The following is a 26,538-nucleotide window of genomic DNA, read 5'->3' on the forward strand; positions in this document are numbered from 1 at the left end:
TCAGCCGCGCACCGGCAGCCCCGCCAGCAGTTCGCCCACGATCGCCGCGCCGCGCAGTGTCAGCACCGACTCCGGGTGGAACTGCACCGAGGCGAAGCCGTCCCCGCGCAGTGCGTGCAGCTCCCCGGTCGCACCGTCCACGCTCGCCTCGATGCCGTGCGCCGCCAGCTCGGTGACAGCCGCCTCGTCGCAGCGCGCGGTGAAGCTGTTGTAGAAGCCGACGGTCTCCGGGCGGCCGAACAGATCGATCCGGGTCTGCGCACCCTGGTACGGCACCGCCTTGCGGACGATGTCGAGCCCCAGCTCCGCCGCGATCAGCTCATGGCCCAGGCACACCCCCAGCAGCCCGTGCCGGTGATCCCGGACCAGCTCCGCGGCCAGCGCCCGCAGCAGCCGCATCTTCGGATCGTCCTGGTCGCCCGGATTCCCCGGCCCCGGGCCCAGCACCACGGGCCCCTCGTGCGCCCGCACGGTCTCGCGCAGCCCCGGCTCGTCGTAGCGGCGCACCGACACATCGAGCCCCGACGCGCGCAGCACGTGCCCCAGCATCGCGGTGAACGTGTCCTCGCCGTCGATCACCAGGGCGTGGCCGGACAGCGCGTCGGTGCGCTCCTGCATCCGCAGCCAGAACGGCGCGAGCCCGTCCCGCCGGGCATCCAGCGCCGCCCGCACCCGGGGGTCGTCGGCCAGCCGGGGCCGGGAGCCCTCGGCCCTCGGCCGTCCCGGCCGCACCCCCAGCGCGGTCAGCACGCCGGCCGCCTTGGCGTGGGTCTCCGCCACCTCGCTCTCCGGGTCGGAGTGCCGCACCAGCGTCGCCCCGACCGGAACCCGCAGCTCACCTCCGGGCGAGATGTCGGCGGTCCGGATCAGGATCGGCGAGTCCAGGGTCTGCGCCCCGTCCGGGCCCTGCCGCAGCAGCGCCAGCGCGCCCGCGTAGTAGCCGCGCCCGCCGGACTCGTAGCGCTCGATGACCCGGCAGGCGTTCTGGACCGGGGACCCGGTGACCGTCGCCGCGAACATGGTCTCCTTCAGCACCTCGCGCACATCCAGCGAGGAGCGCCCGCGCAACTCGTACTCCGTGTGCGCGAGATGGGCCATCTCCTTGAGCCGGGGGCCGATCACGACGCCGCCCATGTCGCCGACGGTGCACATCATCTTGAGTTCCTCGTCGACCACCATGGAGAGCTCCTCGGTCTCCTTGCGGTCCCCGAGGAACGCCAGCAGGTTCTCGGCGGTCGGCCCTTCGGCGGGGTAGCGGTAGGTGCCGCTGATCGGGTTCATCACGACCGTTCCGCCGGACATCCGCACATGCACCTCGGGGCTGGCCCCGACCAGCGTCCTGGTCCCGGTGTGCACGACGAACGTCCAGTACGCGCCCCGCTCGCCCGCCAGCAGCCGCCGGAACAGCGCCAGCGCGTCCGCCCGCCCGAACCCGGGGATCTCGCCCCGGAAGGTCCGCCGGATGACGAAGTTCGCGCCCTCGCCCCGGCCGATCTCGTCCTCGATGACCCGCCGGACGGTCCCGGCGTACTCCTCGTCCGCGACGTCGAACGCCCCGTCCATGACCCGCACCTCGTGCGTGGGGAGCAGTTCCAGCGCCTCGTCGAGCGGCAGCGCGTACGTCTCGTCCGCGACCAGTACGGACAGCGGCGTCCCGTCGTCCCGCACGTCGAAGCCGCGCTCGGCGATCTGCCGGAACGGCACCAGGGCGAGCGAGGGCCGCTCACCGACCGGGAGGTCCGCCAGCCGGTCCACCTCCCGCACGTCACCGATCAGCACCTCTACGGTGTCGTGGTCATGGCCGGGGGTGCGCCTGCGGAGCAGTGCGAACGGCGGGCAGTCCTCGCCCAGGAGTCGCTGGATGATCGTGTGCGGTGCCGGGCGGGGGGTCAGGTGCGGTGTCATGCCGGGGTTCCTTCCAGTGGATCAGCTGGGAGGAACGGCCCCGTGAAACGGAAAAAGGCCGCCCCTCGGGCGGCCTCTGCGTCTTTCGGTGTACGCGCAGTCAGTGGGCCGCCGGATGAGCGGTCCACCACCAATTACGGGTCGAGTGCGCGAACATGGCTGAACCATAACCCACGATCGGGCACCAGGAGGCCCGTCCCACCCGATGGGCGGAACGGGCCTCGGACGGAACAGGTCTTGTGCCGGGCCGGGATCAGAACAGCGAGTTGCTGAGCTGCCGGCCGGTGCCGGCCTTCGCCCTGGCGGAGAAGGGCTTGGCCGCACCGCCGGTGCCCTTGACGGACCGGAGCTCCCCCGATCCGTTCACCCCGACCGGATCCCGGATGCCGTCCCGGCATCCGGGACGGCACTGCTCGCCTGCTGGACGTCGCTCGCCTTCACCCAGCCGATGCGGTGGTTGAACCGGATCGGGTAGAAGAGGTTCGTGCTCCCCTTCACCAGGGTGCGGTCGTTGTCGGCCGTGCCGGCGAACGTACCCGCGAACCAGTAGTCACCGGCCTGCGCCGGACCGGCCTGGGGATATGCCTGGCCGGCCGGGACGGTGTACTTCGACAACGGCTCGCTGTTCTTCTCCTGCACCGGGACGCCGGTGCCCGGGTAGGCGCCGTCCTCCGGGTAGGCGCGCCCGTACACCGGGATGGACGCCCGGCCGGCCCTGGGCTTCAGCACCGGCTGGGCGGTCTTGGCCACCGCCTCGGTGAACCGGCCGCCCGGGTTCTGGAACCAGGCCTTCTTCCCGCCGTACCAGATGGCCGTCCAGTCGCCCTCGGCCGCCGCGACGACGTACCTGCCGCCGGCGACGACCTTGTTGCCCCAGTTCGGGCCGTCGGTGGCCTTCACGTTCGGCATGTACGGGTCGGTGATCATCGCCGACGCCGTGGAGGCCGAGGTGTAGAGGTAGCCGAAGTTCGCCGGCTGTCTGGCCACCGTGCCGCCGTCGTACGTCAGCGTCGGCCGGTTGGCCGTGGTGAACGGCGGCACCACCCTGACGACCTGGCCGGCCTTGACCGGGCCGCCCGCGCCGCCCGCCCCGGTCGGGGCGCCGATCAGGGACATGTAGTGGTTCCAGTCCCAGAAGGGGCCCGGGTCCCAGTGCTGGGTCGCGACGTTGGCGTCCAGCGGGCCCGGCACCTCGTCGTGGCCGATGATGTGCTCACGGTCCAGGGGGATGGCGAACCGGGCGGCGAGGTACTTCACGAGCGCCGCGGAGGACTCGTACTGCGGCTCGGTGTACCAGCTGCCCGACTTGATCGCGTAGCCCTCGTGCTCGATGCCCACCGAGTGCATGTTCACGGTCTTGTTCGCCGCGTGCCACGCCTCGTTCCTGGTCTCGACCATCTGGGTGACCAGGCCGTCCTTGGCCCGGATCAGATAGTGCGCGCTCGCGTAGGACGCCGGGTTCCGGAAGGTGGCCAGCGAACCCTCGTACCCGCCCTCCGTGTCGTGGATGACGATGTAGCGGATGTCCTCGCCGCTCGCCGGACGGTTCGCGACGTTGTAGTTGCCGAAGTGGTCCGGGGTGGAGCTGTTCTGCTTGTACCCGGCGGGCTTGAAGTCGCAGTTCAGCCCGGACGGACACTCCGGCGCCGGGGCGGCGGTGGTGCTCGCGTCGGCCGCCGCCGGCGGCATGTCCGCGGGCCTGACCGGGGTCACCGACGGGTCGGCGGGCAGCGACAGCTGCCGGCCGTCCGCCGTCAGCCGGCTCTCACCGCTCCTGACCGAGTCGAAGACCCGGTCGGCGAAGAGCGTGGCGCCCTTGGTGTCCGCCGCCTGGCTGTAGCGCGCCACGGCCGGGTACCACGCCCCGGCGTCGTCGGGCAGCGAGCCGGTGGCCTCGCGCTGGTACTTCGCGAGCAGCGCCGCGCCCGCGCGGACGGACTGCGCCGTGTCCTCCCGCACCGCGCCGGCCGGCCTGCCGATGAGCTTCGCGGCCTCGTCCAGCGTGTGCAGTTCGGCCGCGCCGGTGTCCACCCGCTTCGGCAGGGTGCGCAGCGCGCGGGCGGCGTCGAAGTGCTTCGTCACCGCCGGGTCGCCGCTCATGTCGAGGTGCGCGAGCCGCTCCGCGTCCGTCGGCTGCTCGACGTCGTCCGCGGTGACCCGGGTGAGCCCCATCACGTTGTACGCGCCGCTGGTGCTCGGCTCGCCGTCGTGGCTCTCCCACAGCGTCTGGCGGTACGAGACCGCCATCAGCACGCTCTGCGGTACGCCGAACTCGCGCGCCGCGGCGCTGAACTGGGCCTGCAGCGCGGCGGTCGCAACCGGGGCCGCCTTGCTGTCGGCCGCCACGGGGGCCTGGGACGCCATGGCGACGGTCGTGATCGCGGCGGTCGCCACGACCGCCGCCCCCACCCCGTGGAACACTCGCCGCTTCCTGAGATCTTTGCGGTGGTTCCGCTTCAAAACCCCACCCCTGTGGTCGAATGCGTCAAATGCGAAAAGCGAGACGCTAGCAGTCCCCGGCTGTGTCCCGCGTCACTGGCGCGCCAGGTCATCCGTCTCAGACCCTGAGCACCAGAAAAAGCAGTCGACACGACCCCGTAATGTGGGACCCGTGACCGTGAACGCCAATACCTCCGTCGCCGGTGGCAACACCTGGCGAGACCTTCCCGCGGCGCAGCAGCCCGAGTACCCCGACTCCGAGGCGCTGCGCGATGTACTCGCGGACCTCGCGTCGTATCCGCCGCTCGTCTTCGCCGGCGAGTGCGACCAGCTGCGCGCCCGCATGGGAGCCGTCGCCAAGGGCGAGGCGTTCCTGCTCCAGGGCGGTGACTGCGCCGAGGCCTTCGACGCCGTGTCGGCCGAGCACATCCGCGCCAAGCTGAAGACGCTGCTCCAGATGAGCGCCGTCCTCACCTACGCGGCCTCCGTGCCCGTCGTCAAGGTGGGCCGGATCGCCGGCCAGTACTCCAAGCCCCGCTCCAAGTCGACCGAGACCCGCGACGGCGTGACCCTGCCGACCTACCGTGGCGACTCCGTCAACGGCTTCGCCTTCACCGAGGCCGAGCGCGTTCCGGACCCGGACCGGCTGAAGCAGATGTACCACGCGTCCGCTTCCACGCTGAACCTCGTCCGCGCCTTCACCACCGGCGGTTACGCCGACCTGCGCCAGGTGCACGCCTGGAACCAGGACTTCGTGAAGTCGTCCCCGTCCGGCCAGCGCTACGAGGCACTGGCCCGCGAGATCGACAACGCGCTGAACTTCATGAAGGCGTGCGGCACGGACCCGGCCGAGTTCAAGGCCGTCGAGTTCTACGCCTCGCACGAGGGCCTGCTGCTGGACTACGAGTCGGCGCTGACCCGCACCGACTCGCGCACCGGCGAGCTGTACGACACCTCGGGCCACATGGTGTGGATCGGTGAGCGCACCCGCCAGATGGACGGCGCGCACATCGAGTTCGCCTCGAAGATCCGCAACCCCATCGGCATCAAGCTCGGACCGACGACCACCGTCGACGAGGCGCTCGGTTACATCGACCGCCTCGACCCCGAGCGCGAGCCCGGCCGGCTGACCTTCATCGTCCGGATGGGCGCCGACAAGGTCCGCGACAAGCTGCCCGAGCTGGTCGAGAAGGTCACCGCCTCCGGCGCGACCGTCGCCTGGGTCACCGACCCGATGCACGGCAACACCTTCGAGGCCGCGTCCGGCCACAAGACCCGCCGCTTCGACGACGTCCTGGACGAGGTCAAGGGCTTCTTCGAGGTGCACAAGGGCCTCGGCACCCACCCGGGCGGCATCCACGTCGAGCTCACCGGTGACGACGTCACCGAGTGCGTCGGCGGCGGCCACGAGATCTTCGTGGACGATCTGCACCAGCGCTACGAGACGGCCTGCGACCCCCGGCTCAACCGTAGCCAGTCGCTGGACCTCGCGTTCCTGGTCGCCGAGATGTACCGGGACCAGTAGGCATCACCACCGGTAGCACGGCTACGACTGTGGGGCACGGATCGATGTGATCCGTGCCCCACAGGGCGTTCCGGGGCTTTTACCCACCTTGAGTGGCGGGTAAGGTTAGGTTAGCCTCACCGATTATCGGGGCGGCCGCCATGACCCATCCCGCCGGGAGGTGAAACCGCATGTACGTCTGCTCGTGCTTCGGCGTTACGGAGCAGCAGGTCAAGAAGCATGCGGAAGCCGGCGCCTGCACGCCCCGCCAGATAGCCTCCGCCTGCAAGGCGGGCACCGACTGCGGCGGCTGTGTGCGCACCATCCAGGCGATGCTCGGCCGCGGCGCCTGTCCGCGCCGCGATCTGCTCGACCAGAAGCAGCCGGCCGGCACCGTCGAGCGCCTCGACGCGGGCACCGCTCCCGCGCCGGCGGCCGGGTTCCCCGAAGCCGCCTGAGCCCGGCCGGGCGCGGGCACCGGAACGTGCGGGCAGGTCAGCTCTCCGGCTGCTCGATCAGCTGCGCGATGTAAAGCGGCTCGCCGAGCTTCTCGACCAGTTCCAGCTGGGTGTCGAGGTAGTCGATGTGGTGTTCCTCGTCGGCCAGGATCGACTCGAAGATGTTCGCGGACGTGATGTCGCCCTTGCCGCGCATCAGCTCGATGCCCCGCTTGAGGCGGTCGATCGCCTCCACCTCGACCTGGCGGTCCGCCTGGAACATCTCGGTGACCGTCTGGCCCACGCGGACGTGGAAGAGCCGTTGGTAGTTCGGCAGTCCGTCGAGGAACAGAATCCGGTCGGTCAGGATCTCGGCGTGCTTCATCTCGTCGAACGACTCGGAGCGGGTGTACTTCGCGAGCTTCGTCCAGCCGAAGTTGTCCTGCATCTTCGCGTGCAGGAAATACTGATTGATGGCAGTCAATTCGGCGGTCAGCTGCTCGTTCAGGAACTCAAGGACCTCGGGGTCGCCCTGCATCGCAGAGGCTCCTTCCAACCGGTGAACTGGGCAAGTTGGCCGCATCTTCGCATCGCACCCGGTGGCCGTCCAGTAAGTACATGCTTAGTAAGGCATGCCCGAATCGTCTCTGCGCTGGTCATGACCACCCCTGCCTGTCTGTCACCATGGAGTCATGGGTCAGCCGGAAAGCCGGGAAAACCGCGCATCAGAGCAGTCCGAGCTTCCGCCGGGACAGCGACTGCAGCGCGGCTGGCCGGTCACCCATTACGGGCCGGTGCCGAAGTTCAAACCCGACCGCTGGGAATTCCGCGTTTTCGGGGCCACGGCCGATGGTGACAAGCACTGCTGGGACCATCGGGAATTCTCGGCGCTGCCGTTCTCCTCGGTCGTCGCCGATCTGCACTGCGTGACGAAATTCAGCATGCTCGGCGCAGAGTGGGGCGGGGTGCTCGTCCGTGACGTCGTCGCACTCGCGCCGCCCGCACCCCATGTCACCCATGTGATGGTCTGGGCCGAATACGGATTCAGCTCGAACCTCAGGATCGACGACTTCATGGCCGATCGGGCTCTTTTCGCCACCCATAAGGACGGCGAGCTGCTTACCGCCGAGCACGGCTTCCCGCTCCGGCTCGTCGTTCCGCAGCTGTACGCCTGGAAGGGCCCCAAATGGGTCCGGGGTATCGAGTACATGACCGCCGACCGCCGCGGCTTCTGGGAGGAGCGCGGCTATCACAACATCGGCGATCCGTGGCGGGAGCAGCGCTACTCCTACCAGGAGGAGCCCGGGGACGGCCCCGAGCTCTGAGGCCCCGGCCCCACTCAGTGGTGGTACTGGTGCACCACCGCGTGCCCCTTGCCCCGGGCGATCATCCACTTGTTGACCGGTGTGGTGACGACGAAGGCCAAGGCGAGCGAGAGCGCGAGCGTCCCCCAGAACAGCGTGTCCGCGAGTGTCGCGTCCATGGCGCCGGGCCACAGGGCGATCAGCCCGTTGTCGATCAGCTCCATCACCGCGATCGAGAGGGTGTCGGCGGCGAGGGCGACGCGGAACGCCGTGCGGAAGCCGACGCCGGCCTTCCGGATGGAGCGCAGCGTCAGCGTGTAGCCGAAGAAGAAGGCCAGCGTGATCGCCACGATCATCGTCGCCGTGTTGCCCCAGCCGAGCGCCGTGCCGATCACCATGCCGAGCACCTCGCCGATGGCGCATCCGGTGAGGCAGTGCAGGGTGGCCCGAGCCGCCGTCCGCCACCCGACGGCGCCGGGAGAATGACCGGAGTGGCTCATGTGCTCAACGTGCCCTGCGTGGCCTGAGCGGGCTGTGGGCTCTGCGTGCTCTGCGTGGTCCCGCATGTCGATCCCCCAATGCCGGATGGCGGTTCCTGTCGACTACTGGAACCATATACCCCCCTGGGGTATTCCCTCATCCGTGGGCGGGCTCGGTCAGCTCCGGTCGCGCAGCTCCTTCAGCCGGGCCACGTCCGCCGCGTGGCCCTCCTTGCCGCCCGGTGTCTCGATGATCAGCGGCACGCCTTCGGTGGCCGGGTGGGAGAACAGCTCCCGGAACGGCTCCTCACCGATGTGACCGGCGCCGATGTTCTCGTGCCGGTCCTTGTGGGCGCCGGCCACGTCCTTGGAGTCATTGGCGTGGATCAGCTTCAGCCGTCCCGCGCCGACCGTCTCCACCAGCAGGTCCAGCGTCTCCTTCATCCCGCCGGGACCGGCCAGATCGTGTCCTGCCGCGAAGATGTGGCACGTGTCGAGGCAGACGCCGAGCTTCGGATGGGCGTCGAGCGCCTCGAAGTACGGGCCGAAGTCCCAGGTCCGCGAGCAGAGCGAGAAGCCCTGGCCGGCGGTCGACTCCAGCAGCAGGAACGGGTCGTCGTCGTGCGTCAGCTCGTCCAGCAGCGGCCGCATGTGCGTGCGCACCTGGGCCAGCGCCTCCTCGCGCGGCCGGCCGTTGGTCGCCGACCCGGTGTGCACCACGACCCCCAGGGCACCGATCTCGCGGGCCCGGCGCAGGGAGTGACGCAGCGAGTCCACGGACTTCTCGACGGTCGCCGCGGTGTGCGAGCCGAAGTTGATCAGGTACGGGGCATGGACGTACGCAGGTATCGACCCGGCGGCGCACTCGGCGCGGAAACGCTCGTCCTGTGCCGGGCTCCCGGCCGGGGCCGCCCAGCCGCGCGGATTGGCGACGAAGACCTGGACGGCCTCCGCGCCCATCTCGCGGGCGTAGGGGAGGCCGACCTTGGCGAGGCCGCCGGCCACCGGGACATGGCCGCCGACAGGGTTGCGCATACGGATCTAGAGCCCCTTGGTCTTGATGGTGATGGTGCTGCCCTCGGGGGCCCGGTCGCCGCCGTCCACGGACTGGCTCGCGACCGTGTCGCTGAAGGAGAGGAACGGACGGTCGACCTTGACCTCGAAGCCCGCGTCCTCCAGCTCGCTGCGGGCGTCGTCGACGTCCTTGCCGGTGACGTCCGGCACGTCGGTCATCCGCGGGCCCTTGGAGATCGTCAGCGTGATGGTGTCGCCCTCGGCGGCCTCCCGGCCCTCGGCGGGGGACTGCTGGGCGACGTCGCCCGCGTCCTGTGGGGAGTTCACCCGGTCCGGCAGCACCTTGGCCTTCAGCCCCTCGTCGTCCAGCGCGTCGGTGGCGTCCTCGACGGAGAGGCCGGTGACGTCGGGGACGTCGACCGGGCTGCCCTTGGAGACCACCATCGCGACCGCGGTGTCCGGATGGCGATCGGTGCCCGCCTCCGGGTCCGTGCGCACCACCTCACCGGCCGCCGCGTCCTCGCTGAACTCCTTGGTGACCATGCCGGGCACCAGGCCCGCCTTCGTCAGCTTCCGCTTGGCCTCGGCCAGTGCGATGCCCTCGACGTCGGGCACCTGCACGATCTCCGGTCCGCGCGAGACGACGAGTTCCACCGAGCCGTTGCCCCGGATGCGGGCGGCCGACTTCGGGTCGCTGTCGATCACCTTGCCGCGGTCGACGGTGTCGCTGTAGGCGCGCTCGACGCCCTTCAGTTCGAGACCGGCGTCCGACAGCCGCCCCTTGGCCGCCTTCTCGCTCTGGCCGAGGAGCGAGGGGACATGGGTGAACTGTCCGGAGTTGATGTACCAGACGCCGCCGCCGACCCCCAGGACCAGCAGCACCGCGATGACCGCCGCGATCATGCCGCGCCGCGGTCCGCCCAGGAGCCCGGCCCGGCGGGCGGGCCGCTCCGGCGGCAGCGGCGGGGGCATCTCCAGCCGGCTGGTGTGGTGCGCGGTGCCCTGGCCGGCCGGCAGCACCCGGTGGATCACGCTCGTACGGTCCTCGGCGGCGTCGCGCGCCTCGGCCAGGGCCTGCGGCGGTAGGGCGTCCAGCTGGGCGTCGGTGAGGCCGGAGCGGGCCGTGCGGGACTCGGCGAGCAGCGCCACCGCGTCGAACGGCCGCACCTCGGGGTCCCGTGCGGTGGCGCTCGCCACCAGCCGGTCGAGCCCGGACGGGAGACCGGGGACGAGGGCGGAGGGGGCCGGGACGTCCTCGTTCAGATGCTGGTAGATGACCTGGGCGGGGGATTCCCCGGTGTGCGGCTTGGCGCCGGTGAGCATCTCGTACAGCACCACACCGCACGCGTAGACGTCGGCGCGGGTGTCCGCGGTGCCGCGCTCGATCTGCTCGGGGGCGAGATAGGAGACGGTGCCCAGGATCGACCCGGTGGTGTTGGTGACCGTGCCCACGGCCCGCACCAGGCCGAAGTCCGCGACCTTGACCCGGCCGTCGTCGCCTATGAGCACGTTCTCCGGCTTCATGTCCCGGTGGACGAAGCCCGCCCGGTGCGCGGCGCCGAGCGCGGCGAGCACCGGCTCCAGGATGTCCAGAGCGGCCCGGGGCTGCAGCGCCCCCCGCTCGCGCAGCACATCGCGCAGCGTGCAGCCCGCGACGTACTCCATCGCCAGGTAGACGTACTGCTCCTGGGCCCCCTGGTCGAACACCCCGACCACGTTGGGGTGCGCGAGCCCCGCCACCGACTTGGCCTCGCGGATGAAGCGCTCGACGAACGAGGCGTCGGTCGCGAGCGCCGGGTGCATCACCTTGAGGGCGAGCACCCGGTCGAGGCGGGTGTCCATGGCCCGGTAGACCGTGGCCATGCCGCCCACGGCGATGCGCGCATCGACGCGGTAGCGGCCGTCGAGCAGCTGCCCGACGAGAGGGTCCTGGAGGGTCGTATCCACGCAGCGAGTCTACGAGCCGCCACGGACACCGCCGACTGCCCGGGGCGATCCCGGAGCCGTACTGCAGCCGAGTCGTGACAGGGACACGCGATCCGCGGCCGCCTCGGCTCCGGGAACGCCCGGATCAGAACGCCGGGCGCTCCGGATCGAGCGCCGCACGCCCCGCCACCGGCGACGATGCCTCGGCGAAGTGGCGGCGCGGGATGCGGCCCGCGCGGTACGCGAGCCGCCCGCCCGCCACCGCGTGCCGCATCGCGGCGGCCATCAGCTCGGGCTCCTGGGCCCGGGTCACCGCCGAGGCGAGCATCACAGCCGCGCACCCGAGCTCCATGGCGAACGCCGCGTCCGAAGCCGTCCCGGCGCCCGCGTCCAGGATCACCGGGACCCGGGCCCGCTCGGTGATCAGCTGGAAGTTGTGCGGGTTGCGGATACCGAGCCCCGAACCGATGGGGGAGCCGAGCGGCATGACCGCCGCGCACCCCACGTCCTCCAGTTTCCGGGCGAGCACCGGGTCGTCGTTGGTGTACGGCAGCACGGTGAAACCGTCGTCCACCAGGATCTCCGCGGCGTCCAGCAGCTCGACCGGGTCGGGCAGCAGGGTGCGCTCGTCGGCCACCACCTCCAGCTTGACCCAGTCCGTGCCGAGCGCCTCGCGGGCCAGGCGGGCGGTGAGCACGGCCTCGCCCGCCGTGAAGCAGCCCGCGGTGTTCGGCAGGACGCGGATGGAGAGCTTCTCCAGCACCGAGAGCACGGAACCCCGCACGGTCGGGTCCAGGCGGCGCATCGCGACGGTGGTCAGCTCGGTGCCGGATGCGGTCAGCGAGCGCTCCAGCACGTCGAGGCCGGCCGCCCCGCCCGTCCCCATGATCAGCCGGGAGCCGAAGACGGTGTCCCCGAGGGTGAAGAGGTCGTCGGACACGGTCAGCCTCCCTGGACAGCGGTCAGGACCTCGACCCGGTCGCCGTCGGTGAGCGTCGCGGCGGACCACTGCCCGCGCGGTACGACGGTCTCGTTGAGCGCCGCCGCGACACCCGACGGCGCTGGGGTCAGGGTCGCGACGAGGGCGTCCAGGGTGGTGCCCCCGGCGACGGTGACGGCCTCGCCGTTCACGGAGACGGCCAGGGAAGTGGGCGCGGTCATGCGTGCTGCTCCTGTCGGACGGGGGCGGCGGCCGGGAAGCGGCCGGGGGAGAAGGGGCGGGCCACCTCGGGCAGCTCGCCGTCGGCCAGCAGCTGCGCCATGGCGTCACCGGTGACCGGGGTGAGGAGCACCCCGTTGCGGTGGTGGCCGGTGGCGAGGTGGAGGCCGGGCAGCGCGGTGCGGCCGAGCAGCGGGGCGTTGTCGGGGGAGGCGGGGCGCAGACCGGCCCGGGTCTCGGTGAGCGGCAGTTCGGTGATGCCGGGCACCAGCTCGTGGGCGTCGCGCAGCAGCTCGTACACCCCACCGGCCGTGACGGTGGTGTCCCAGCCCATCTCCTCGCTGGTGGCGCCGACCACCAGCTCGCCGTTCTCGCGCGGTACGAGATAGACGTGGCTGCCGCGCACCACGGCCCGCACGGTGCGGCTGAGGAAGGGGGCGTACGCGGTGGGTACGGTCAGCCGCAGCACCTGGCCCTTGACCGGGCGGACCGGCGGCAGGACCTGATCGGGCACGCCCGCGAGCCGGCCGCTGAAGCTGCCGGCGGCGAGCACGACCTGATCGGCGGCCGGCTCCGAACCGTCGGCCAGCACGGCCCCGGTCGCCCGGTCGCGCACCACGCGGAGCCGTTCGGCCCGCTGCCGGTGGAAGACGACCCCGGCCCGCTCGCACGCCGTCAGCAGCGCGGCGGCCAGCCGGCGCGGGTCGACCTGGTGGTCGCCGTCGACCCGGAGGCCGCCGCGTACGCCCGGCGCGAGCATCGGTTCCAGACGCCGGCACTCGCGGCCGGTCAGCCACTCCGACTCCAGCCCGGAGCGGCGCTGCAGCTCGTGCAGCTCCCGCAGATGGGCGCGGTCGTCGGTGTCCAGCGCGACGGCCAGGGTGCCGCAGGCGCGGAAGCCGATGTCCTGCCCGCTCGCCGCCTCCAGCTCGGCCGCGAACGCCGGATAGCGCGCGGCGGAGGCGACGTTGAGCCCCAGCAGCATCTCCTCGCCGTAGTGCAGTTCGGTGACGGCGGCCAGCATCCCGGCCGCGACCCGGGCGGCGCCGCCGCCCGGGTCGGGGTCGGCGACGGCGGTCGACAGACCGCGCTGCGCGGCCCGCCAGGCGGTCACCAGGCCGATGATCCCGCCCCCGATGACGAGGACGTCGGACCCGCTCGCGCGGTGGACAGGCATGGGCATCCAGCCCCTCCCTTCGCCGGCATGACCCGGATCAGGTTCGTACGGTCGGAGGCCGTCCAGCCTCCCTCTCAGCCCGGTGCGTCCGGGCTCCCGCGAGTCTTTTACGTGGGCCACCCTAGACCCCGCCCCCCGCACCGGGTAAAGCAGGAGGGCGGCGGTACGGGGGCGGCGAGGAACCCCTTTCCTGACGGGCCGTCAGTTGATTAAGGTGGTCGGGTGAACGAGCAGCAGCGGGCGGAGCGACCGGAACGGCAGTCGGAGCGGGCCGGGCGGCGGGTGGTCGTCGTCGGTGCGGGCATGGCGGGCGTGCAGACGGCGGTGGCCCTGCGGGAGCAGGGCTTCACCGGCGCGCTCACCCTCATCGGCGCCGAACCCCACCAGCCCTACGACCGCCCACCGCTGTCCAAGGCGGTGCTGCTCGGCAAGGCCGAGGAATCCGCCTTCGACATCGACTTCGAGACACTCGGCATCGGGCTCCGGCTGGGCGTCGAGGTCGCGGGCCTGCGCGCCGCCGACCACGAACTGGACACCTCCGACGGGCCCGTCCCCTACGACGTCCTGGTCGTCGCCACCGGCGCGGAACCCGTCGTGCTGCCCGGCTCCGAGGGTGTGCCCGGCGTCCATCTGCTGCGCACCCTGGACGACGCGGCGCGGCTGCGGCCCGTCCTGGAGGCCCGGCACGCCGTCGTGGTCGTCGGCGCGGGCTGGATCGGCGCCGAGTTCGCCACCGCGGCCCGCGCCGCAGGCTGCGAGGTCACCGTCGTCGAGGCCGCCGCCCGGCCCCTGGCGGGCGCCCTGCCCGCCGAGGTCGCCGCCCCGATGGCCGCCTGGTACGCGCAGAGCGGCGCCGAACTCCTCACCGGGGCGCGGGTGGCCCGCGTCGAGCCCGGCCGGGTGGTCCTGGCGGACGGCCGCGCCCTCCCGGCCGACGCCGTCGTCGTCGGGATCGGCGCACGGCCCGCCACCGGCTGGCTCGCCGGCTCCGGCGTCGAGCTCGGGCCCGACGGATCGGTGACCGCCGACGCGGCGCTGCGCACCTCGCTGCCCGACGTGTACGCCGTGGGGGACTGTGCCTCCTTCCCCTCCGCGCGCTACGGGGCGCGGCTGCTGGTCCACCACTGGGACAACGCGCTGCAGGGCCCGCGGACCGCGGCCGCCCACATCATCGGGGCGGCGGGGGAGGGCGGTGAGGAGTCGCCCGCCTACGATCCCGTGCCCTATTTCTGGTCCGAGCAGTTCGGCCGGTTCGTGCAGTACGCGGGCCACCACGACGGCGCGGACACCCTGCTGTGGCGCGGTGATCCGGCCGGCCCCGCCTGGTCCGTGTGCTGGCTGCGGGACGGCGTGCTGGTCGCGGTGCTCTCCGTCGGCCGGCCGCGCGACCTGATCCAGGGGCGCAGGCTCATCGAGGCCGGCACACGGCTCGACCCGGAGCGGGCCGGCGACGCCTCCGTGCCGCTGAAGTCGGCCCTGCCCCGGTAGCCGGGCCTCCTCCGGGGGGCGCGGGGCCCTGAAGGGCGGAGTCCGGGTATCGGCTGTCAGCCCGGGATGGCAGGCTTGTCCCGTGACCGAGATTGACGCAAAGATCGATGCTCTCGTCCCTGCCTGGCTCCACCTGCCCGATATCGCCGAAATGTTCGATATCCAGGTGGCGCGTGTGCGGCAGCTGGTCAAGGAGGGCCAGCTCATCGCCGTACGACGTGGTGAGAACCGGGCGCTCCAGGTGCCTGCCGCCTTCATCGACGGCGACAAGGTGGTCAAGGGCCTTGCGGGGACCCTGACGCTCCTGAGGGACGACGGCTACTCCGACGAGGAGATGCTGGAATGGCTCTTCACCCCCGACCCGAGCCTGCCGGGCACGCCCGCGCAGGCGCTGAGTGAGAATCGCGGCACGGAGGTGAAGCGCCGCGCCCAGGCGCTCGCCGTCTGACCGACAGCCGTACAGGGGGATGCGGGCCGCACGGCGCGGCCCGCATCCCCTCCTCAGCGCAGCCTGCCGAATCCGCACCGCCTGCCGAATCCGCACCGCCTACCGAACGTCATCGTTTTCCCGGGGGGAACCGCACCATGTCCACGCCTCGCGCGCAGCTGTCCGACGCCCGGCTCTACCTGTGCACGGACGCCCGCAGGCGCCAGGGAGACCTCCCCGAGTTCCTCGACGCGGTCCTCTCCGGCGGGGTGGACATCGTCCAGCTCCGCGACAAGGGCATGGAGGCGGCCGAGGAGCTCGACCACCTCGCGGTCCTCGCCGACGCCTGCCGGCGGCACGGCAAGCTCCTCGCGGTCAACGACCGGGCCGACGTCGCCCACGCCATCGGCTCCGACGTGCTGCACCTGGGCCAGGGCGACCTGCCGGTGCCGGCCGCCCGCGCGATCATCGGCCAGGACGTGGTCATCGGCCGCTCCACGCACGCCGAGGCCGAGGTCGACGCCGCAGTCGCCGAGGCGGGCGTGGACTACTTCTGCACCGGCCCCTGCTGGCCCACCCCGACCAAGCCGGGCCGCCACGCACCCGGCCTGGACCTCGTGCGCTACGCCGCCTCGCTCGCCCCGGCCCGCCCCTGGTTCGCCATCGGCGGCATCGACGCCGGCAACCTCGACGAGGTGCTCGACGCCGGAGCGCGCCGCGTCGTCGTCGTCCGGGCCCTCACCGAGGCCGCGGACCCGGCCGCCGCCGCCGCCGGCCTGGCCAAGAGGGTCCGGGCGCGCGCCGACGCCTGATCCGGCGGAACAGCCGGGGCGGACAGGGCCCCCGAGGGGCGTGTTTGGGACATCGGTGTCCGAAGCGTGGACAAGTACCGGTCAATTCGGGCAAATCTCGCCAGTTCGGTTGGGTGGCCGTCACGCCCTGGTTAACCTGCCGGTATGGCCCTTGGCACACCCTCCACCAGGACAGATCGCGCGCGCACCGTGCGTGAGATGCTCGCGACCGGCAAGACCCTGCACTCCTTCGAGTTCTGGGCGCCCAAGACCGAGAAGGGCGAGCGCAACCTCTGGAACGCGCTGCGCCGGATCGAGGCGGTCGGGCCGAGCTTCGTATCGGTGACGTACGGAGCCGGTGGGTCCACCCGGGCCGGGACGGTGAAGGCGACCCAGGACATCGCCGCCGAGTCCACCCTCACCCCGGTCGCGCACCTCACGGCGGTTAACCACTCCATCGCCGAACTGCGCAACATGATCGGCCAGTACGCGGACGCCGGCATCCGGAACATCCTCGCCGTGCGCGGGGACCCGCCCGGCGACCCGATGGGCCCGTGGGTCGAACACCCGCAGGGCGTGCGCTACGCGGCGGACCTCGTCCGGCTGATCAAGGAGTCCGGGGACTTCTGCGTCGGCGTCGCGGCGTTCCCCGAGATGCATCCGCGCTCGGCCGACTGGGACACCGACATCCGGCACTTCGTGGACAAGTGCCGCGCCGGTGCCGACTATGCGATCACCCAGATGTTCTTCGATCCCGAGGACTATCTGCGGATGCGTGACCGGGTGGTCGCCGCCGGTTGCGACACCCCGGTCATTCCCGAGGTGATGCCCCTCACGAGCGTCCGGCAATTGGAGCGATTCGCGCAGCTCAGCAACGCGACCCTGCCCGCGGCCCTGAAAGAACGCATCCTCGCCGCCAAGGACGATCCCGTCGCTGTACGCTCCATTGGCATCGACTTCGCAACGCGGTTCTGCGCGAAGCTGCTCTCCGAGGGTGTTCCCGGGCTGCACTTCATCACGCTGAACAACTCGACGGCGACGCTCGAAATCTACGAAAATCTCGGACTGCACAAGCAGTCGTGACCGGCCATACCCGCCGAGATCCGGGGCGGTGGCCGTAGAAGGGGCGGGCATGGGCTGGACGGTCCTCTACATCGCGTTCGGCATCGTTGCGCTGTGGCTGCTCGGTGAGGTGCTGCTCCAGTACAAGGCGCGGCTCCGCTGGCGCCTGCTCGCCTTCACCGGGTTCGTCGGTGTGGTCATCGGTGTGCTCATGCCGTCCGTGCCCGTCATCGTGATCGGCGCGATCGCCTTCGCGACGGGCCAGACGTACGTCACGCTCTCGTTCCGGCGCGGCTTCTCGACGGGCTGGGCCATAGGGGGCAGCCCCGGCGAGAGCCGCCGTCGCCGTGGCAACAGCGACCGCGAGCCCCGCCTGGAGGTCTCGGACCTGGAGATGGAGTACGAGCCCGGCGCGATCCCGGAACCGCCCCACGCCCCGCAGAACCCGGCGGCGGTCTACGAGCCCGAGCCCCTGCCGGACGACACCGGCCAGTACGGCGTCTACACCGACTCGCGGCCGAGGCAGGAACAGCAGCACCAGGAGCCCGAACAGCCCCAGGGCGAGGCGCAGTACGCCGGCTACGAGCCCTACCCCGACTACTCCGCGTACCCGGCGCAGGGCCAGGACGCCTACGCCGGCCAGCACGACTACCCCGGCCAGGACAGCTACGCGAACCAGGACGGCTACCCCGGCCAGGGCAGCTACGCGAACCAGGACGGCTACGCGGGAGCCGGGCAGTACGACTACGGCACATCCGGGCAGCAGTACGCCGCGTACTCCGACCCGTACATCGGCACGGGCACGACCACGGGCGCCCCGCAGTACGGCACGTACGACAGCTACGGGAACCACGACAGCAACGGCGGGCAGCAGCGGTACGACGACCCGTACGCGCAGTCCCAGCAGTACGCCCCCGAGACGCCCCCGGGCGGGGTCTGGGTGCCTCAGCAGCGCGAGGGCGAGCAGCACTACCCCTCGATGCCCCCGGAGCAGCCCGCCCAGCCGGCCCCGTACCCGAACGGCTACGACACCGGCCACAACGGGCAGTACCGCTACTGACACCGCCGCCCGCGGCGCCTCACTGGGAGCCGCGGAAGCCGTCCCCCTCGACGACGATCCCGGCGACCAGCGTCCCCGACATCCCCGCGTGCGCGAGGCCGCCGCCCGGATGCGACCAGCCGCCCGCCAGCAGCAACCCCGGAACCCGGGTGCCGTTCCCCGCGTGCAGATACCCGCCGCCGGCCCCGGCCAGCGCGGGCGGGGGAACCGCGCCGCCCTGCGCACCCGTCTCCTCAGCCGTCTCCGCGGGTGTCCGCACCTCCGTGTGGAGCACCCGGTCACGCAGGCCGGGCACGGCCGCCTCCGCCGCGTCGATCAGGGTGTCCGCGTAACCCTGCCGCAGCGCGGCGTCCGTCCAGTCGACCGGGCCGTGCGGGGCGACCGTCGCCATCAGCGTCACCGCCTCGTGCGCGGCGTCGGGACGGGTCGAGGGGTCGTCGGGGCGCAGCACCGTCACCGTGGGGTGCGCGGCGGGCCTGCCGCCGAACACCGCCTCGCGCTCGGCCGCCCCGTCCGCCGGATGCACCAGCGTCCGGTGCACGGCATCCGAGGGCCGGGCGCCGCGCAGCGACAGCAGCACCAGGAACCGGCCCGTCGCCCCGGCGCCGCCCGGTCGCGGCTGAGGCGTCAGGTCGCCGTCCCGCCAAATCTCCTGACCGGGCATCAGCTCAGGGCGCGGCCGGGCGCCCAGCACCACATGGGCGGCCTCCGTGACCGTCCCGTCGGCCAGCTCCACGCCGGCCGCCCGCCCGTCCTTCTCCACCACCCGGGCCACCTCGGCACCGAAGACGAACTCCACCTTGCGCGCCAGGCACCGTTCGTACACCGCCCGCGCCAGCGCCCGCATGCCGCCGGAGACGTACCAGCTGCCGAACGTCTCCTCCATGTACGGCAGCAGGGCCGTGCTCGCCGGGGCACGCAGCGGATCCAGGCCGTAGGACAGCGCGTACCCGTCGAGGAGGGCGGCCAGCCGGGGGTCCGCCAGCTCCCAGGAACCGACCTCCGCCACCGTGCCGGCCCGCAGCGCCGGGCGCAGCAGCCGCCGGCGTAGCGGCGCCGGGTACGGATCGCGGGCCAGCACCTGCCAGTCGGAGCGCAACGGCTCCTCCAGCAACGGCCGCCTGGACCGGTCCCAGGCATCCCCGGCCCGGTCCAGGAAGGTGCCCCAGCGCTCACCCGCACCGTCCCCGAGTGCGGCGTCCAGCGCCGTGACGACTCCGGACCGCGAGGCGTTCGGCAGCGACACCGCGGTGCCGTCCGCGAAGACGTGACGGCTCGCCGGGTCGACCTGGCTCAGCGTGACGCACCGCTCCAGCGGCTCCTTGCCCGTCTTCACGAACAGGTCGCGGTAGACCGCGGGCAGGTGCAGGAGGGAGGGCCCGGTGTCGAACGTGAAGCCGCCCCGGGCATGGCGGCCCACCGAGCCGCCGAAGGTCTCCGACCGCTCGTACACCGTCACCCGGTGGCCTGCCACGGCCAGCCGGGCCGCCGCCGACATCGCGCCCATCCCGGCGCCGATCACCGCAATACGTGCCATGGCAGCGACCTTAACGGCCGCCACCGACAGCTCAGCCGTCAGGCCACCGGGAAGGGACGGCGGTCAGCCGCTTCTCCTCCCGCCGCTGCGCCCGGCGGCGCATGAACCGGCGGATGCGGGAAGCCAGGAAGATCAGTATCACCAGCCCGAGCACCAGCAGCGTCGCGGCGATGGTGGCCGCGATCCAGGGATGGAATACGGCGAACGTGACGACCCCGGCCACGCCCAGGTCCTCGGCCGTGCTCACGGCGATGTTGCTGAACGGCTCGGGGGAGGTGTTGACCGCCATCCTGGTGCCCGCCTTCACCAGATGGCTCGCCAGCGCGGTGGAACCGCCGACGGCCCCGGCCGCGAGCTCCGGCAGCGAACCGTCCCCGCCCGCCAGCAGCGCCGCGACGACCGCTCCGGCGACCGGCCTGATGACGGTGTGCGCGGTGTCCCAGACCGAGTCCACGTAAGGGATCTTGTCGGCCACCATCTCGCACAGGAAGAGCACGGCGGCCACGACGAGCACGTCGGTGCGCTGGAGGGACGCGGGCACCTCGTCGCTCACCCCGGTCGCGCCGAAGATGCCGAGCAGGAGGACCACCGCGTAGGCGTTGATCCCGCTCGCCCAGCCGCTCGTGAACACCAGAGGGAGTACGGACACGGACGAGATCGTAACCAGTCGGCGTACTGCCGCGGGAGGGCTTCGGTGCGCAGGCCTGAGTATCCGTACCTAGGGGGCGAGATGAGTAGCGACGCGGATGGGCCGCGACCTGCGCGGACGGCAGAGTGGTGACCACGGAAGGGGCGCCGCGCCGGTACCGCCGGCACGGGGCTGCGGAACAGGCGCGGGGCCCCGTCCGAACGGGGGCAGCGACGGAGGACCCGGGACCGCGGGGGAGTGAACGGGGTCACGGGGGAGGTTCTCCGGCAGCACGGATGACGTCGGTCGGGCGAGGCCCGGGGGGATCGGGCCCGGTCCGGCCGGCGTCGTCGCGCGTCCGGACCGCCGGCCGACGGCGGGTCAGCGGCCGCTGACCCGGCCGTGCAGCAGCAGGGACAGCGCCGAGTGCACGTCGTCGATCGACCGCTCCGGCTGGAACGCCTGCCAGTCCAGCGCCGCCACCAGCACCATGCCGACGAGCGCGGCCGCCGTCAGCGGGATGTCGATCTCCTCGCTGAGCTCGCCGTTCGCGACGCCCTCCCTGAGGACCCCCTCGACCACGGCGACGGCCTCCTGACGCACCACCAGCAGGGTCCCCTGCCAGGCCCGGTTCGTGCGCCAGAGCTCGGCCACGTACAGCTGGGTGAAGGCCGGATAGCGGTCGATGAAGGCCAGACCGGCCCGGATCATGGCGTCCAGCGCCTCGACCCGGCTGCCGCCCCTGGCGTCGGTCTCGTCGGCCGCCGCGCGCAGCGATGCGGTGAGCAGCCCGACGCCGTGGCGCAGCAGCTCCTCGAACAGTTCGGTCTTGCTCTTGAAGTTGTAGTAGACCGTGCCCTTGGCCACCCCGGCGCGCTCGGCGATCTCGTCCACGGTGGTGGCCGAGAACCCCTTCTCGGCGATGAGGGTCACGGCCGCCTCGTAGAGCTTCTGCCGGGTGGCCTGGCGGCGCGTGGTGCTACTGCTTTCCATGCTCCTGATTCTCACAGGTCCCGGGGCGCTCACAGGCTCAGCTCGGGGTGCAGCCGCTCCAGGGTCCACATCTGCTTGCGGCGCGCCGAGAGGGCGGTCAGCGCGAGCGCGCCCGCGGTGAAGGCCGCCAGCACCGCGCAGCCCTGCCAGACCGGGCCGAGCCCGCCGCCCGTGATCAGCCTGCGCAGCCCCTCGACGACGTAGCTCATCGGCAGGTAGGGGTGGATCGCGTTGAAGAAGCCCGGACTGGTCTGCACGGGGTACGTGCCCCCGGCCGAGGTCAGCTGGAGCATCAGGACGGCGAGGACGAGGATGCGTCCCGCCGCCCCGAAACGGGCGTTCAGCCACTGCACGATCGCGGCGAAGCAGCAGGTGACCAGTGCCAGGAAGCCGACCGTCCCGGCCGCCCGGACCATCTGCAGGCCGAGTCCCCAGTGCAGTACGGCCATCAGGGCGCCCACCTGGAGCAGGCCGATCGCGGCCACCGGCAGCCAGCCCGCGAGGGCGATCCGCCAGGACGGGGCCCCGGCGGCCAGCGCGCGCCGGTTGAGCGGCTGGATCAGCATGTACGCCACCATCGCGCCGACCCAGAGGGAGAGCGGGATGAAGTAGGGCGCGAAGCCGGTGCCGTAGTTCGGGGCGGCGTGCAGCGACTTGGAGGCGAGCTGCACCGGGTCGGCCATGACCTCGGTACGGGCGTCGCGGTCCTTCTTGCCGTAGTCGGGGATCTTGCCGACCCCCTCGTCGAGGCCCTGGGCGAGTGTGGCCGAACCGTCGCCGAGCCGGATCATCCCGCTGTCCAGGCTGGTCGCGCCCTTCTTCAGGTCGCCCACGCCGGTGTTCAGCTCGGCCGAACCCGTCTTGGCCGTGGCCAGCCCGGTGTGCAGCTGGTCGGCGCCCTTGGCGACCTTGTGGGCGCCGGTGTTGAGCGCGTTGATCTTCTTGACCGCGCCGTTCAGGTCCTCGTCCAGGTGCGGTGAGCGCTCGGCGAGTGCGTCGGCCTGCTTCTGCAGGGTGGTGAGCTGAGCGCGGAGCGTCTTGAAATCTCCGTGCTGGCTGGTCACCAGGACGTTCACGTCGTCGGCCACGGCCGCCACGTCGGCGGCCGCCTTCACGGCCCGCGCGAGCGGCGGGCAGACGGTGGCGTCGGGGAGCGGCTGCTCCTCGCACCGGGTGCGGTGGACGGCGGAGAGGTCCTCGGACGCCGTGTGCGCGGCGGTGGCGGCGGCGGGCGCCGCCTTGACCAGCACGTCGAGGTTGTCCCGTACGGTCTGCGAGGAATCGGACACCAGCCGGGCGGTGTCCCCGATCGACTTCCCGTTGTCCTTCAGGAAGGGGCGGATGTCGGCCGCGACGCCGTTCACCTTGTCGGCGAGCAGCTGGGTGCCGTCCGCGACCTGGTGCGAGCCGGTCTTCAGATCGCCCGCGCCGGTGTTCAGCTTGACGATTCCCCCGGCCAGCCGGCTGCTCCCGGCCTTCGCGTCCTTCAGCCCGTCCGCGAGGTCCTTGGAGCCCTTCTTCGCCTTGCCGATCCCGCCCCTGAGGTCGTCGGCGCCCTTGGCGGCCTTCGCCGTCGCGTCGTGCAGGTCGGAGAAGTTGATGAAGATCCGGTCCAGGAAGCCGCGCGAGGCGTTGGCCGAGGCCGCGGTGCGGACCTCGGAGAAGACCGTCCTGGAGATCTGGCCGACGATGTAGTTGTTCGCGTCGTTGGTGCGCACCTGGAGCGCGCCGGTCTCGGGGGAGTCGCCCGCACTGGAGGCGATCCGCCGGCTGAAGTCCGAGGGCATGGTCAGCGAGAGGTAGTACGTACCGTCCTCGACGCCCTTGTCGGCCTCCTGGGCGCTCACCTCGTGCCAGTCGAAGACCTTGGAGTCGAGCAGTCTGCCGGTGATCTCGTCCCCGGCCCGGACGCGCCCGCCGTCCGCGGTGGCGCCCTTGTCGTCGTTCACCAGGGCGACCGGGATGCGGTCCAGGCGGCCGTACGGGTCCCAGAACGACCACAGGTACAGGGCGCCGTAGAGCAGGGGAAGGAGCAGGAGGGCGGCCAGCGCCGCGCGCGGCAGCTTCCCCCGGCCGAAGCGCCGCAGCTCAAGAGCGGCCAGTCGCGGCGAGCGCATCGGCGGTCCCTTCGTCGTCGGATTCCGTGGGGTCCGCCGGTTCCGCGGCGTCGGTGCCGTCAGCGCTGTCGGCGGGGCTGGTCGCCGGCGCGGCCCCCGTGCGTACGGTCACCGCGTCGGCGGGGGCCGGGCCGCCGCAGACGGCCAGCACGGTCGTACCGCCGGCGGCCAGGGAGCGCAGCAGCTCCCAGGCCTCGGCGCGCTCGGTGTCGGAGAGCTTCAGATCGGCGTCGTCCACCGCGATCAGCGCCGGCCGCCCGATCAGCGAGAGGGCGACGGAGAGCCGCAGCGCCTCCAGCCGCTCCAGATCCCGTACGGAGGTCCGTTCGGCCTTGGGCAGGGTGGCCGGGTCGAGTCCGGCGGCGTCCAGCGCCGCGTCGATCCGGGACCGGGCCGAGGCGACACGCTCGCGGCGTGGCCGCAGCAGGGCGCGCACGGAGCCGTCGTAGCGGCGCTGGAGCAGGGCGCGCTCGCGCAGGTGCTCGGCGACCGTGAAGGCCGGGTCCAGCTCGCTGACCCCCGGCACGGGCCCCAGCGCGGCGATGCGCCGTACGGCGGCGGCCCGGCGCGGCAGGCGCAGCCCGCCGGTCTCGGCGTCGCCCTCGGACGGGCGCATCCGGCCGGTGAGGGCGAGCAGCAGACAGGTGCGGCCGGAGCCGGACGGGCCCTGGACCGCGATCAGTGAGCCGGAGCCGGCGCTGAAGGTCACGCCCCGGAAGGCCCAGCCGCGCGGCCCTTTGAGCCCCAGATTCCGGGCGGTGACGGCCGCCCCGTGCGGGCTGTCCACAAGCCCTCCCCATTCCATTGCACTGACTGGTCAGTACAAAAAGGTAGCCCGAACTCGCGATCGAAGCAAAACCCCAGGTGTCCGGTCTCTGCGTACCTGGCGAACGACCGCTCAAGCTGGCGAACTTTGGGCGCTCTTGTCCCGGTGAACTTGGCGAAGGTGGCGAGCGGGACGCCCCGCGCTGGCGGCAGGGCCGTCGGACGGTGAATACCGCGACTAACTGTCAGCACCTGCCCGTACCTTGTCGCCATGACAGAACCTGATGGCCCGACCGAGGCCACGCGTCGGAGTGCGATAGAGGCCGAACTGAAACGGCTCGAAGAGAGCGCGAAGTACAGCGGTCAGATGCAGTTCGAGCTGACCAAGCAGTGGCGCGGTATCAACCTGGGGCTCGGTCTGCCGGCAAGCGTGCTGGCAGGCATCTCCGGCGCCGCCGCACTTGTTTCCACCGCCGGGCGGGTACCGGCTGGCATCCTCGCGCTCGTCGCGTCTGGCTGCGGCGCCATCCTCACCACCATCAACGCCTCGCACCGAATGAACCAGGCGGCAGCGGCAGGCAACGCCTACTTGGAGATCCAGACTGCAGCTCGTCAGGCCCGAAAGATCGACCTGCCTTACTCGTCCGTTGATGAGGCACGTCAGGCCCTGGCCGAACTCACGGCTCGACGGGACGAGCAGAACAAGACCGCCGAGCCCCCGAACAAGCGGGCGTACAGACGGGCCCAGCGCAACATCGACAGCGGCGGCCAGACCTACGCCGTCGACGAGACGACCACCACGACGGGGCGGTAGAACAGCGATGGCACTCACGGTCCCACAGGCATTTGGCATCTTCCTGGAACGACTTACGCCCCTCCAGAGTGATCGAGATGCCAAAGTCCGGCATCGGTTCAGCGTCGAGACCTCGCTTAAGGGTTCCGCCCGATTTGGTGTGTACCTCTTCCGCGAGACCGGCTCATTTGGTCATGGAACCGGGGTTCGGAACCACTGCGACGTGGATCTGCTGGTCAGCATGACCGGCAGTCGGCCCACTTCCGACACCGCTCTGCAGTGGGTGAAGGAAGCCCTCAAAGCCAGCTTCCCTACGACCATCGTGGAGATCCGCCGGCCCACCGTCGTCGTCCGGTTCGCTGGTGGAGCGGAGCAGTGGGAGATCCTCCCGGGGTTCCGTACGTCCCCCAAGGCTGAAACGCCCGTCTACGACATCCCCGGACCAGCCAACGGGTGGATGAGTTCGGCCCCGACAGTGCACCTGGACTACGTCAACGGGGTCAATCAACAGGCTGGCATCGTCGGCGGCGCGAAGAAGTTGGCCCGACTTGCCAAGGCGTGGAAGTACTACAACCAGGTGCCAATCTCCTCCTTCTACCTGGAGATGCGTGCAGCCCAGTACATGGCGGTTCAGACACACTTCAGTGCCGCCCTACATCTATGCGGCTATCTGGAGTGGCTCGACAAGGTCGCGCTAGCAGACATGAACGACCCTCTGGGGAAGGCGAGCCGGTTCTCCGCGTGCTCCAGCACGGCAACGAAAACTACGGCCTCGTCCAACCTCCACACCGCTGCGACTCGCGCCCGCAAGGCCGTCACCGCTGAGAATGCCAACAACATGCCACAGGCTTTCGACTACCTGAACCTGCTGTTCGGCCACCAGTTTCCCAAGCGCTGACTGGCCGGTGCCCCTGCGGGCGTGTAAGTGTCAGTGGCACGTGCGACGCTGTGCCGATGATGAGCTGGCGAGACTTCTGGACTCTGATCGAAGTGCTTGAAGGGCGTGCCGATCAGGGCCGTTGCACACGGTTGGTCGAGGTGTTGGCACAGCGGTCAGCAGCCGAGATCACAGGCTTCGGTGAACGATTGGCCGAAGCTCTGTACCGCCTGGATCAGGAGAAGTTCGGACTGCTGCCCGTGGCGGATATGAGCAGGCCAGGCGGTCCGTTCCCCCAGTCCGGCGATCACTTTCTCTACTCCCGCTGCGCTCTGGTCGCGGCGGGACGCGAGGCCTACGAGAGCGTCTTCGAGGAGTCAGCTCGATTCTCCCCCTTCACAGCGACAACCATGGAGGGCGAGTCACTCCTCTACGTTACCCAGCAGGCATACGAGCAGGCGACGGGCGAAGAGTGGGACCGAGCCACCCGCCATAGCTTCGAGTCGTACGCCAACCGCGACGGATGGCCCGGGCGCCCTTGAGGCACCGACCTGCGGTGTGGGGCCTTGACCCCTGATGTTGGACACACGAGACACTGGATCCTGCGGATCTGAGAACGGACATCTCGTGGTCATGAAGAACTACCCGCCTGAGTT

General features: G+C 71.4%; 26 protein-coding genes and 1 riboswitch. Of the genes, 11 read left to right on the forward strand and 15 right to left on the reverse strand.

Going from position 1 to position 26,538, the window contains the following annotated elements; all coding sequences use genetic code 11:
• From ACGFU6_RS12660 to ACGFU6_RS12670, 3 genes are all read right to left on the reverse strand, one after another.
• Positions 1–1,905, reverse strand: a complete 1,905-nt coding sequence (locus tag ACGFU6_RS12660; RefSeq protein WP_393610262.1) for an anthranilate synthase family protein — start codon at positions 1,903–1,905, stop codon at positions 1–3.
• A gap of 100 nt (positions 1,906–2,005) precedes the next feature.
• Positions 2,006–2,062: a trp operon leader peptide gene (locus ACGFU6_RS12665; protein ID WP_073735655.1), complete on the reverse strand. Its 57-nt coding sequence runs from the start codon at positions 2,060–2,062 to the stop codon at positions 2,006–2,008.
• A 206-nt stretch (positions 2,063–2,268) separates the two neighbouring features.
• Positions 2,269–4,326 (reverse strand): N-acetylmuramoyl-L-alanine amidase, encoded by a 2,058-nt coding sequence (locus ACGFU6_RS12670; protein WP_393610264.1) that lies wholly within the window; start codon positions 4,324–4,326, stop codon positions 2,269–2,271.
• Between the two features lie 196 nt (positions 4,327–4,522).
• Between ACGFU6_RS12670 and ACGFU6_RS12675 the strand changes: the two genes are divergently transcribed.
• Together ACGFU6_RS12675 and ACGFU6_RS12680 are read left to right on the forward strand one after the other, a co-directional pair.
• Positions 4,523–5,869, forward strand: a complete 1,347-nt coding sequence (locus ACGFU6_RS12675) for a class II 3-deoxy-7-phosphoheptulonate synthase (RefSeq protein WP_164494414.1) — start codon at positions 4,523–4,525, stop codon at positions 5,867–5,869.
• Positions 5,870–6,039: 170 nt separating this feature from the next.
• On the forward strand, positions 6,040–6,306 hold the full coding sequence (locus ACGFU6_RS12680; protein ID WP_393610265.1) for a bacterioferritin-associated ferredoxin: 267 nt from the start codon (positions 6,040–6,042) through the stop codon (positions 6,304–6,306).
• Positions 6,307–6,343: 37 nt separating this feature from the next.
• Here the strand turns inward: ACGFU6_RS12680 and bfr are convergent, their stop codons facing one another.
• Positions 6,344–6,823, reverse strand: coding sequence for a bacterioferritin (gene bfr, locus ACGFU6_RS12685; protein WP_123470058.1), 480 nt, complete (start codon positions 6,821–6,823; stop codon positions 6,344–6,346).
• A gap of 154 nt (positions 6,824–6,977) precedes the next feature.
• On the opposite strand from bfr, the gene ACGFU6_RS12690 reads away from it, so the two are divergent.
• Positions 6,978–7,610 carry a sulfite oxidase-like oxidoreductase gene (locus ACGFU6_RS12690; RefSeq protein ID WP_393610267.1) on the forward strand — a complete coding sequence of 211 codons (633 nt, stop codon included), beginning with the start codon at positions 6,978–6,980 and terminating at the stop codon, positions 7,608–7,610.
• A gap of 14 nt (positions 7,611–7,624) precedes the next feature.
• Here the strand turns inward: ACGFU6_RS12690 and ACGFU6_RS12695 are convergent, their stop codons facing one another.
• The 6 genes from ACGFU6_RS12695 to thiO all read right to left on the reverse strand — a co-directional run bounded on the left by ACGFU6_RS12695 (position 7,625) and on the right by thiO (position 13,344).
• Complete coding sequence (locus ACGFU6_RS12695) at positions 7,625–8,089, reverse strand: DUF4396 domain-containing protein (RefSeq protein ID WP_393610268.1); 465 nt, start codon at positions 8,087–8,089, stop codon at positions 7,625–7,627.
• A gap of 156 nt (positions 8,090–8,245) precedes the next feature.
• The gene (locus ACGFU6_RS12700; RefSeq protein WP_393610269.1) at positions 8,246–9,103 is read right to left on the reverse strand and encodes a deoxyribonuclease IV; all 858 of its coding nucleotides are present in this window, start codon (positions 9,101–9,103) and stop codon (positions 8,246–8,248) included.
• Between the two features lie 6 nt (positions 9,104–9,109).
• On the reverse strand, positions 9,110–11,029 hold the full coding sequence (gene pknB, locus ACGFU6_RS12705; RefSeq protein WP_393610271.1) for a Stk1 family PASTA domain-containing Ser/Thr kinase: 1,920 nt from the start codon (positions 11,027–11,029) through the stop codon (positions 9,110–9,112).
• Between the two features lie 124 nt (positions 11,030–11,153).
• Positions 11,154–11,948, reverse strand: coding sequence for a thiazole synthase (locus tag ACGFU6_RS12710; protein WP_393610272.1), 795 nt, complete (start codon positions 11,946–11,948; stop codon positions 11,154–11,156).
• Positions 11,949–11,950: 2 nt separating this feature from the next.
• Positions 11,951–12,169: a sulfur carrier protein ThiS gene (thiS, locus tag ACGFU6_RS12715; RefSeq protein WP_393610274.1), complete on the reverse strand. Its 219-nt coding sequence runs from the start codon at positions 12,167–12,169 to the stop codon at positions 11,951–11,953.
• On the reverse strand, positions 12,166–13,344 hold the full coding sequence (thiO, locus tag ACGFU6_RS12720) for a glycine oxidase ThiO (RefSeq protein WP_393610322.1): 1,179 nt from the start codon (positions 13,342–13,344) through the stop codon (positions 12,166–12,168). The genes thiS and thiO overlap by 4 nt, the downstream gene beginning before the upstream one ends.
• Positions 13,342–13,454: riboswitch (TPP riboswitch) on the reverse strand. It overlaps the preceding gene by 3 nt.
• Positions 13,455–13,647: 193 nt before the next feature.
• Between thiO and ACGFU6_RS12725 the strand changes: the two genes are divergently transcribed.
• From ACGFU6_RS12725 to ACGFU6_RS12745, 5 genes are all read left to right on the forward strand, one after another.
• On the forward strand, positions 13,648–14,832 hold the full coding sequence (locus tag ACGFU6_RS12725) for an NAD(P)/FAD-dependent oxidoreductase (protein ID WP_393610324.1): 1,185 nt from the start codon (positions 13,648–13,650) through the stop codon (positions 14,830–14,832).
• 82 nt (positions 14,833–14,914) lie between these two features.
• On the forward strand, positions 14,915–15,280 hold the full coding sequence (locus ACGFU6_RS12730; protein WP_393610275.1) for an Rv2175c family DNA-binding protein: 366 nt from the start codon (positions 14,915–14,917) through the stop codon (positions 15,278–15,280).
• Positions 15,281–15,417: 137 nt separating this feature from the next.
• Positions 15,418–16,071, forward strand: coding sequence for a thiamine phosphate synthase (gene thiE, locus ACGFU6_RS12735; protein ID WP_393610276.1), 654 nt, complete (start codon positions 15,418–15,420; stop codon positions 16,069–16,071).
• Between the two features lie 144 nt (positions 16,072–16,215).
• Positions 16,216–17,133, forward strand: coding sequence for a methylenetetrahydrofolate reductase [NAD(P)H] (gene metF / locus ACGFU6_RS12740; protein ID WP_393610277.1), 918 nt, complete (start codon positions 16,216–16,218; stop codon positions 17,131–17,133).
• A 49-nt stretch (positions 17,134–17,182) separates the two neighbouring features.
• Complete coding sequence (locus tag ACGFU6_RS12745) at positions 17,183–18,172, forward strand: hypothetical protein (protein WP_393610278.1); 990 nt, start codon at positions 17,183–17,185, stop codon at positions 18,170–18,172.
• Positions 18,173–18,191: 19 nt separating this feature from the next.
• On the opposite strand, the gene ACGFU6_RS12750 is transcribed toward ACGFU6_RS12745, so the two are convergent.
• The 5 genes from ACGFU6_RS12750 to ACGFU6_RS12770 form a co-directional block, all read right to left on the reverse strand.
• Positions 18,192–19,709 (reverse strand): phytoene desaturase family protein, encoded by a 1,518-nt coding sequence (locus ACGFU6_RS12750; RefSeq protein ID WP_393610279.1) that lies wholly within the window; start codon positions 19,707–19,709, stop codon positions 18,192–18,194.
• 31 nt (positions 19,710–19,740) lie between these two features.
• Positions 19,741–20,358, reverse strand: a complete 618-nt coding sequence (locus ACGFU6_RS12755; protein ID WP_393610281.1) for a DUF4126 domain-containing protein — start codon at positions 20,356–20,358, stop codon at positions 19,741–19,743.
• Between the two features lie 360 nt (positions 20,359–20,718).
• Complete coding sequence (locus ACGFU6_RS12760; RefSeq protein WP_393610282.1) at positions 20,719–21,330, reverse strand: TetR/AcrR family transcriptional regulator; 612 nt, start codon at positions 21,328–21,330, stop codon at positions 20,719–20,721.
• A 29-nt stretch (positions 21,331–21,359) separates the two neighbouring features.
• Positions 21,360–23,447, reverse strand: a complete 2,088-nt coding sequence (locus tag ACGFU6_RS12765; protein ID WP_393610284.1) for a YhgE/Pip family protein — start codon at positions 23,445–23,447, stop codon at positions 21,360–21,362.
• Positions 23,419–24,234 (reverse strand): ATP-binding cassette domain-containing protein, encoded by an 816-nt coding sequence (locus ACGFU6_RS12770; protein ID WP_393610285.1) that lies wholly within the window; start codon positions 24,232–24,234, stop codon positions 23,419–23,421. The genes ACGFU6_RS12765 and ACGFU6_RS12770 overlap by 29 nt, the downstream gene beginning before the upstream one ends.
• Positions 24,235–24,483: 249 nt before the next feature.
• Between ACGFU6_RS12770 and ACGFU6_RS12775 the strand changes: the two genes are divergently transcribed.
• From ACGFU6_RS12775 to ACGFU6_RS12785, 3 genes are read left to right on the forward strand one after another with little or no spacing between them, the layout of a single operon-like run.
• A complete protein-coding gene (locus tag ACGFU6_RS12775; RefSeq protein WP_393610287.1) occupies positions 24,484–25,026 on the forward strand; it encodes an SLATT domain-containing protein in 543 nt (180 codons plus the stop codon).
• Between the two features lie 7 nt (positions 25,027–25,033).
• Positions 25,034–25,903, forward strand: a complete 870-nt coding sequence (locus tag ACGFU6_RS12780) for a nucleotidyltransferase (protein WP_393610289.1) — start codon at positions 25,034–25,036, stop codon at positions 25,901–25,903.
• A 56-nt stretch (positions 25,904–25,959) separates the two neighbouring features.
• On the forward strand, positions 25,960–26,424 hold the full coding sequence (locus tag ACGFU6_RS12785; RefSeq protein ID WP_393610290.1) for a DUF4240 domain-containing protein: 465 nt from the start codon (positions 25,960–25,962) through the stop codon (positions 26,422–26,424).
• The last annotated feature ends 114 nt before the right edge of the window (positions 26,425–26,538 follow it).

Source organism: Streptomyces sp. NPDC048462 (genome assembly GCF_043200175.1).
Taxonomy (GTDB): Bacteria; Actinomycetota; Actinomycetes; order Streptomycetales; family Streptomycetaceae; genus Streptomyces.

Bases quoted from the DNA above. Each gene is read 5' to 3' on its own strand.
- bfr (WP_123470058.1), bottom strand. From the start codon at position 6,823: ATGCAGGGCGACCCCGAGGTCCTTGAGTTCCTGAACGAGCAGCTGACC.
- metF (WP_393610277.1), top strand. From the start codon at position 16,216: ATGGCCCTTGGCACACCCTCCACCAGGACAGATCGCGCGCGCACCGTG.
- ACGFU6_RS12785 (WP_393610290.1), top strand. From the start codon at position 25,960: ATGATGAGCTGGCGAGACTTCTGGACTCTGATCGAAGTGCTTGAAGGG.
- ACGFU6_RS12780 (WP_393610289.1), top strand. From the start codon at position 25,034: ATGGCACTCACGGTCCCACAGGCATTTGGCATCTTCCTGGAACGACTT.
- ACGFU6_RS12725 (WP_393610324.1), top strand. From the start codon at position 13,648: ATGGCGGGCGTGCAGACGGCGGTGGCCCTGCGGGAGCAGGGCTTCACC.
- ACGFU6_RS12700 (WP_393610269.1), bottom strand. From the start codon at position 9,103: ATGCGCAACCCTGTCGGCGGCCATGTCCCGGTGGCCGGCGGCCTCGCC.
- ACGFU6_RS12660 (WP_393610262.1), bottom strand. From the start codon at position 1,905: ATGACACCGCACCTGACCCCCCGCCCGGCACCGCACACGATCATCCAG.
- thiS (WP_393610274.1), bottom strand. From the start codon at position 12,169: ATGACCGCGCCCACTTCCCTGGCCGTCTCCGTGAACGGCGAGGCCGTC.
- thiE (WP_393610276.1), top strand. From the start codon at position 15,418: ATGTCCACGCCTCGCGCGCAGCTGTCCGACGCCCGGCTCTACCTGTGC.
- ACGFU6_RS12765 (WP_393610284.1), bottom strand. From the start codon at position 23,447: ATGCGCTCGCCGCGACTGGCCGCTCTTGAGCTGCGGCGCTTCGGCCGG.
- ACGFU6_RS12760 (WP_393610282.1), bottom strand. From the start codon at position 21,330: ATGGAAAGCAGTAGCACCACGCGCCGCCAGGCCACCCGGCAGAAGCTC.
- ACGFU6_RS12750 (WP_393610279.1), bottom strand. From the start codon at position 19,709: ATGGCACGTATTGCGGTGATCGGCGCCGGGATGGGCGCGATGTCGGCG.
- ACGFU6_RS12695 (WP_393610268.1), bottom strand. From the start codon at position 8,089: ATGAGCCACTCCGGTCATTCTCCCGGCGCCGTCGGGTGGCGGACGGCG.
- ACGFU6_RS12745 (WP_393610278.1), top strand. From the start codon at position 17,183: ATGGGCTGGACGGTCCTCTACATCGCGTTCGGCATCGTTGCGCTGTGG.
- ACGFU6_RS12690 (WP_393610267.1), top strand. From the start codon at position 6,978: ATGGGTCAGCCGGAAAGCCGGGAAAACCGCGCATCAGAGCAGTCCGAG.
- ACGFU6_RS12680 (WP_393610265.1), top strand. From the start codon at position 6,040: ATGTACGTCTGCTCGTGCTTCGGCGTTACGGAGCAGCAGGTCAAGAAG.
- thiO (WP_393610322.1), bottom strand. From the start codon at position 13,344: ATGCCTGTCCACCGCGCGAGCGGGTCCGACGTCCTCGTCATCGGGGGC.
- ACGFU6_RS12775 (WP_393610287.1), top strand. From the start codon at position 24,484: ATGACAGAACCTGATGGCCCGACCGAGGCCACGCGTCGGAGTGCGATA.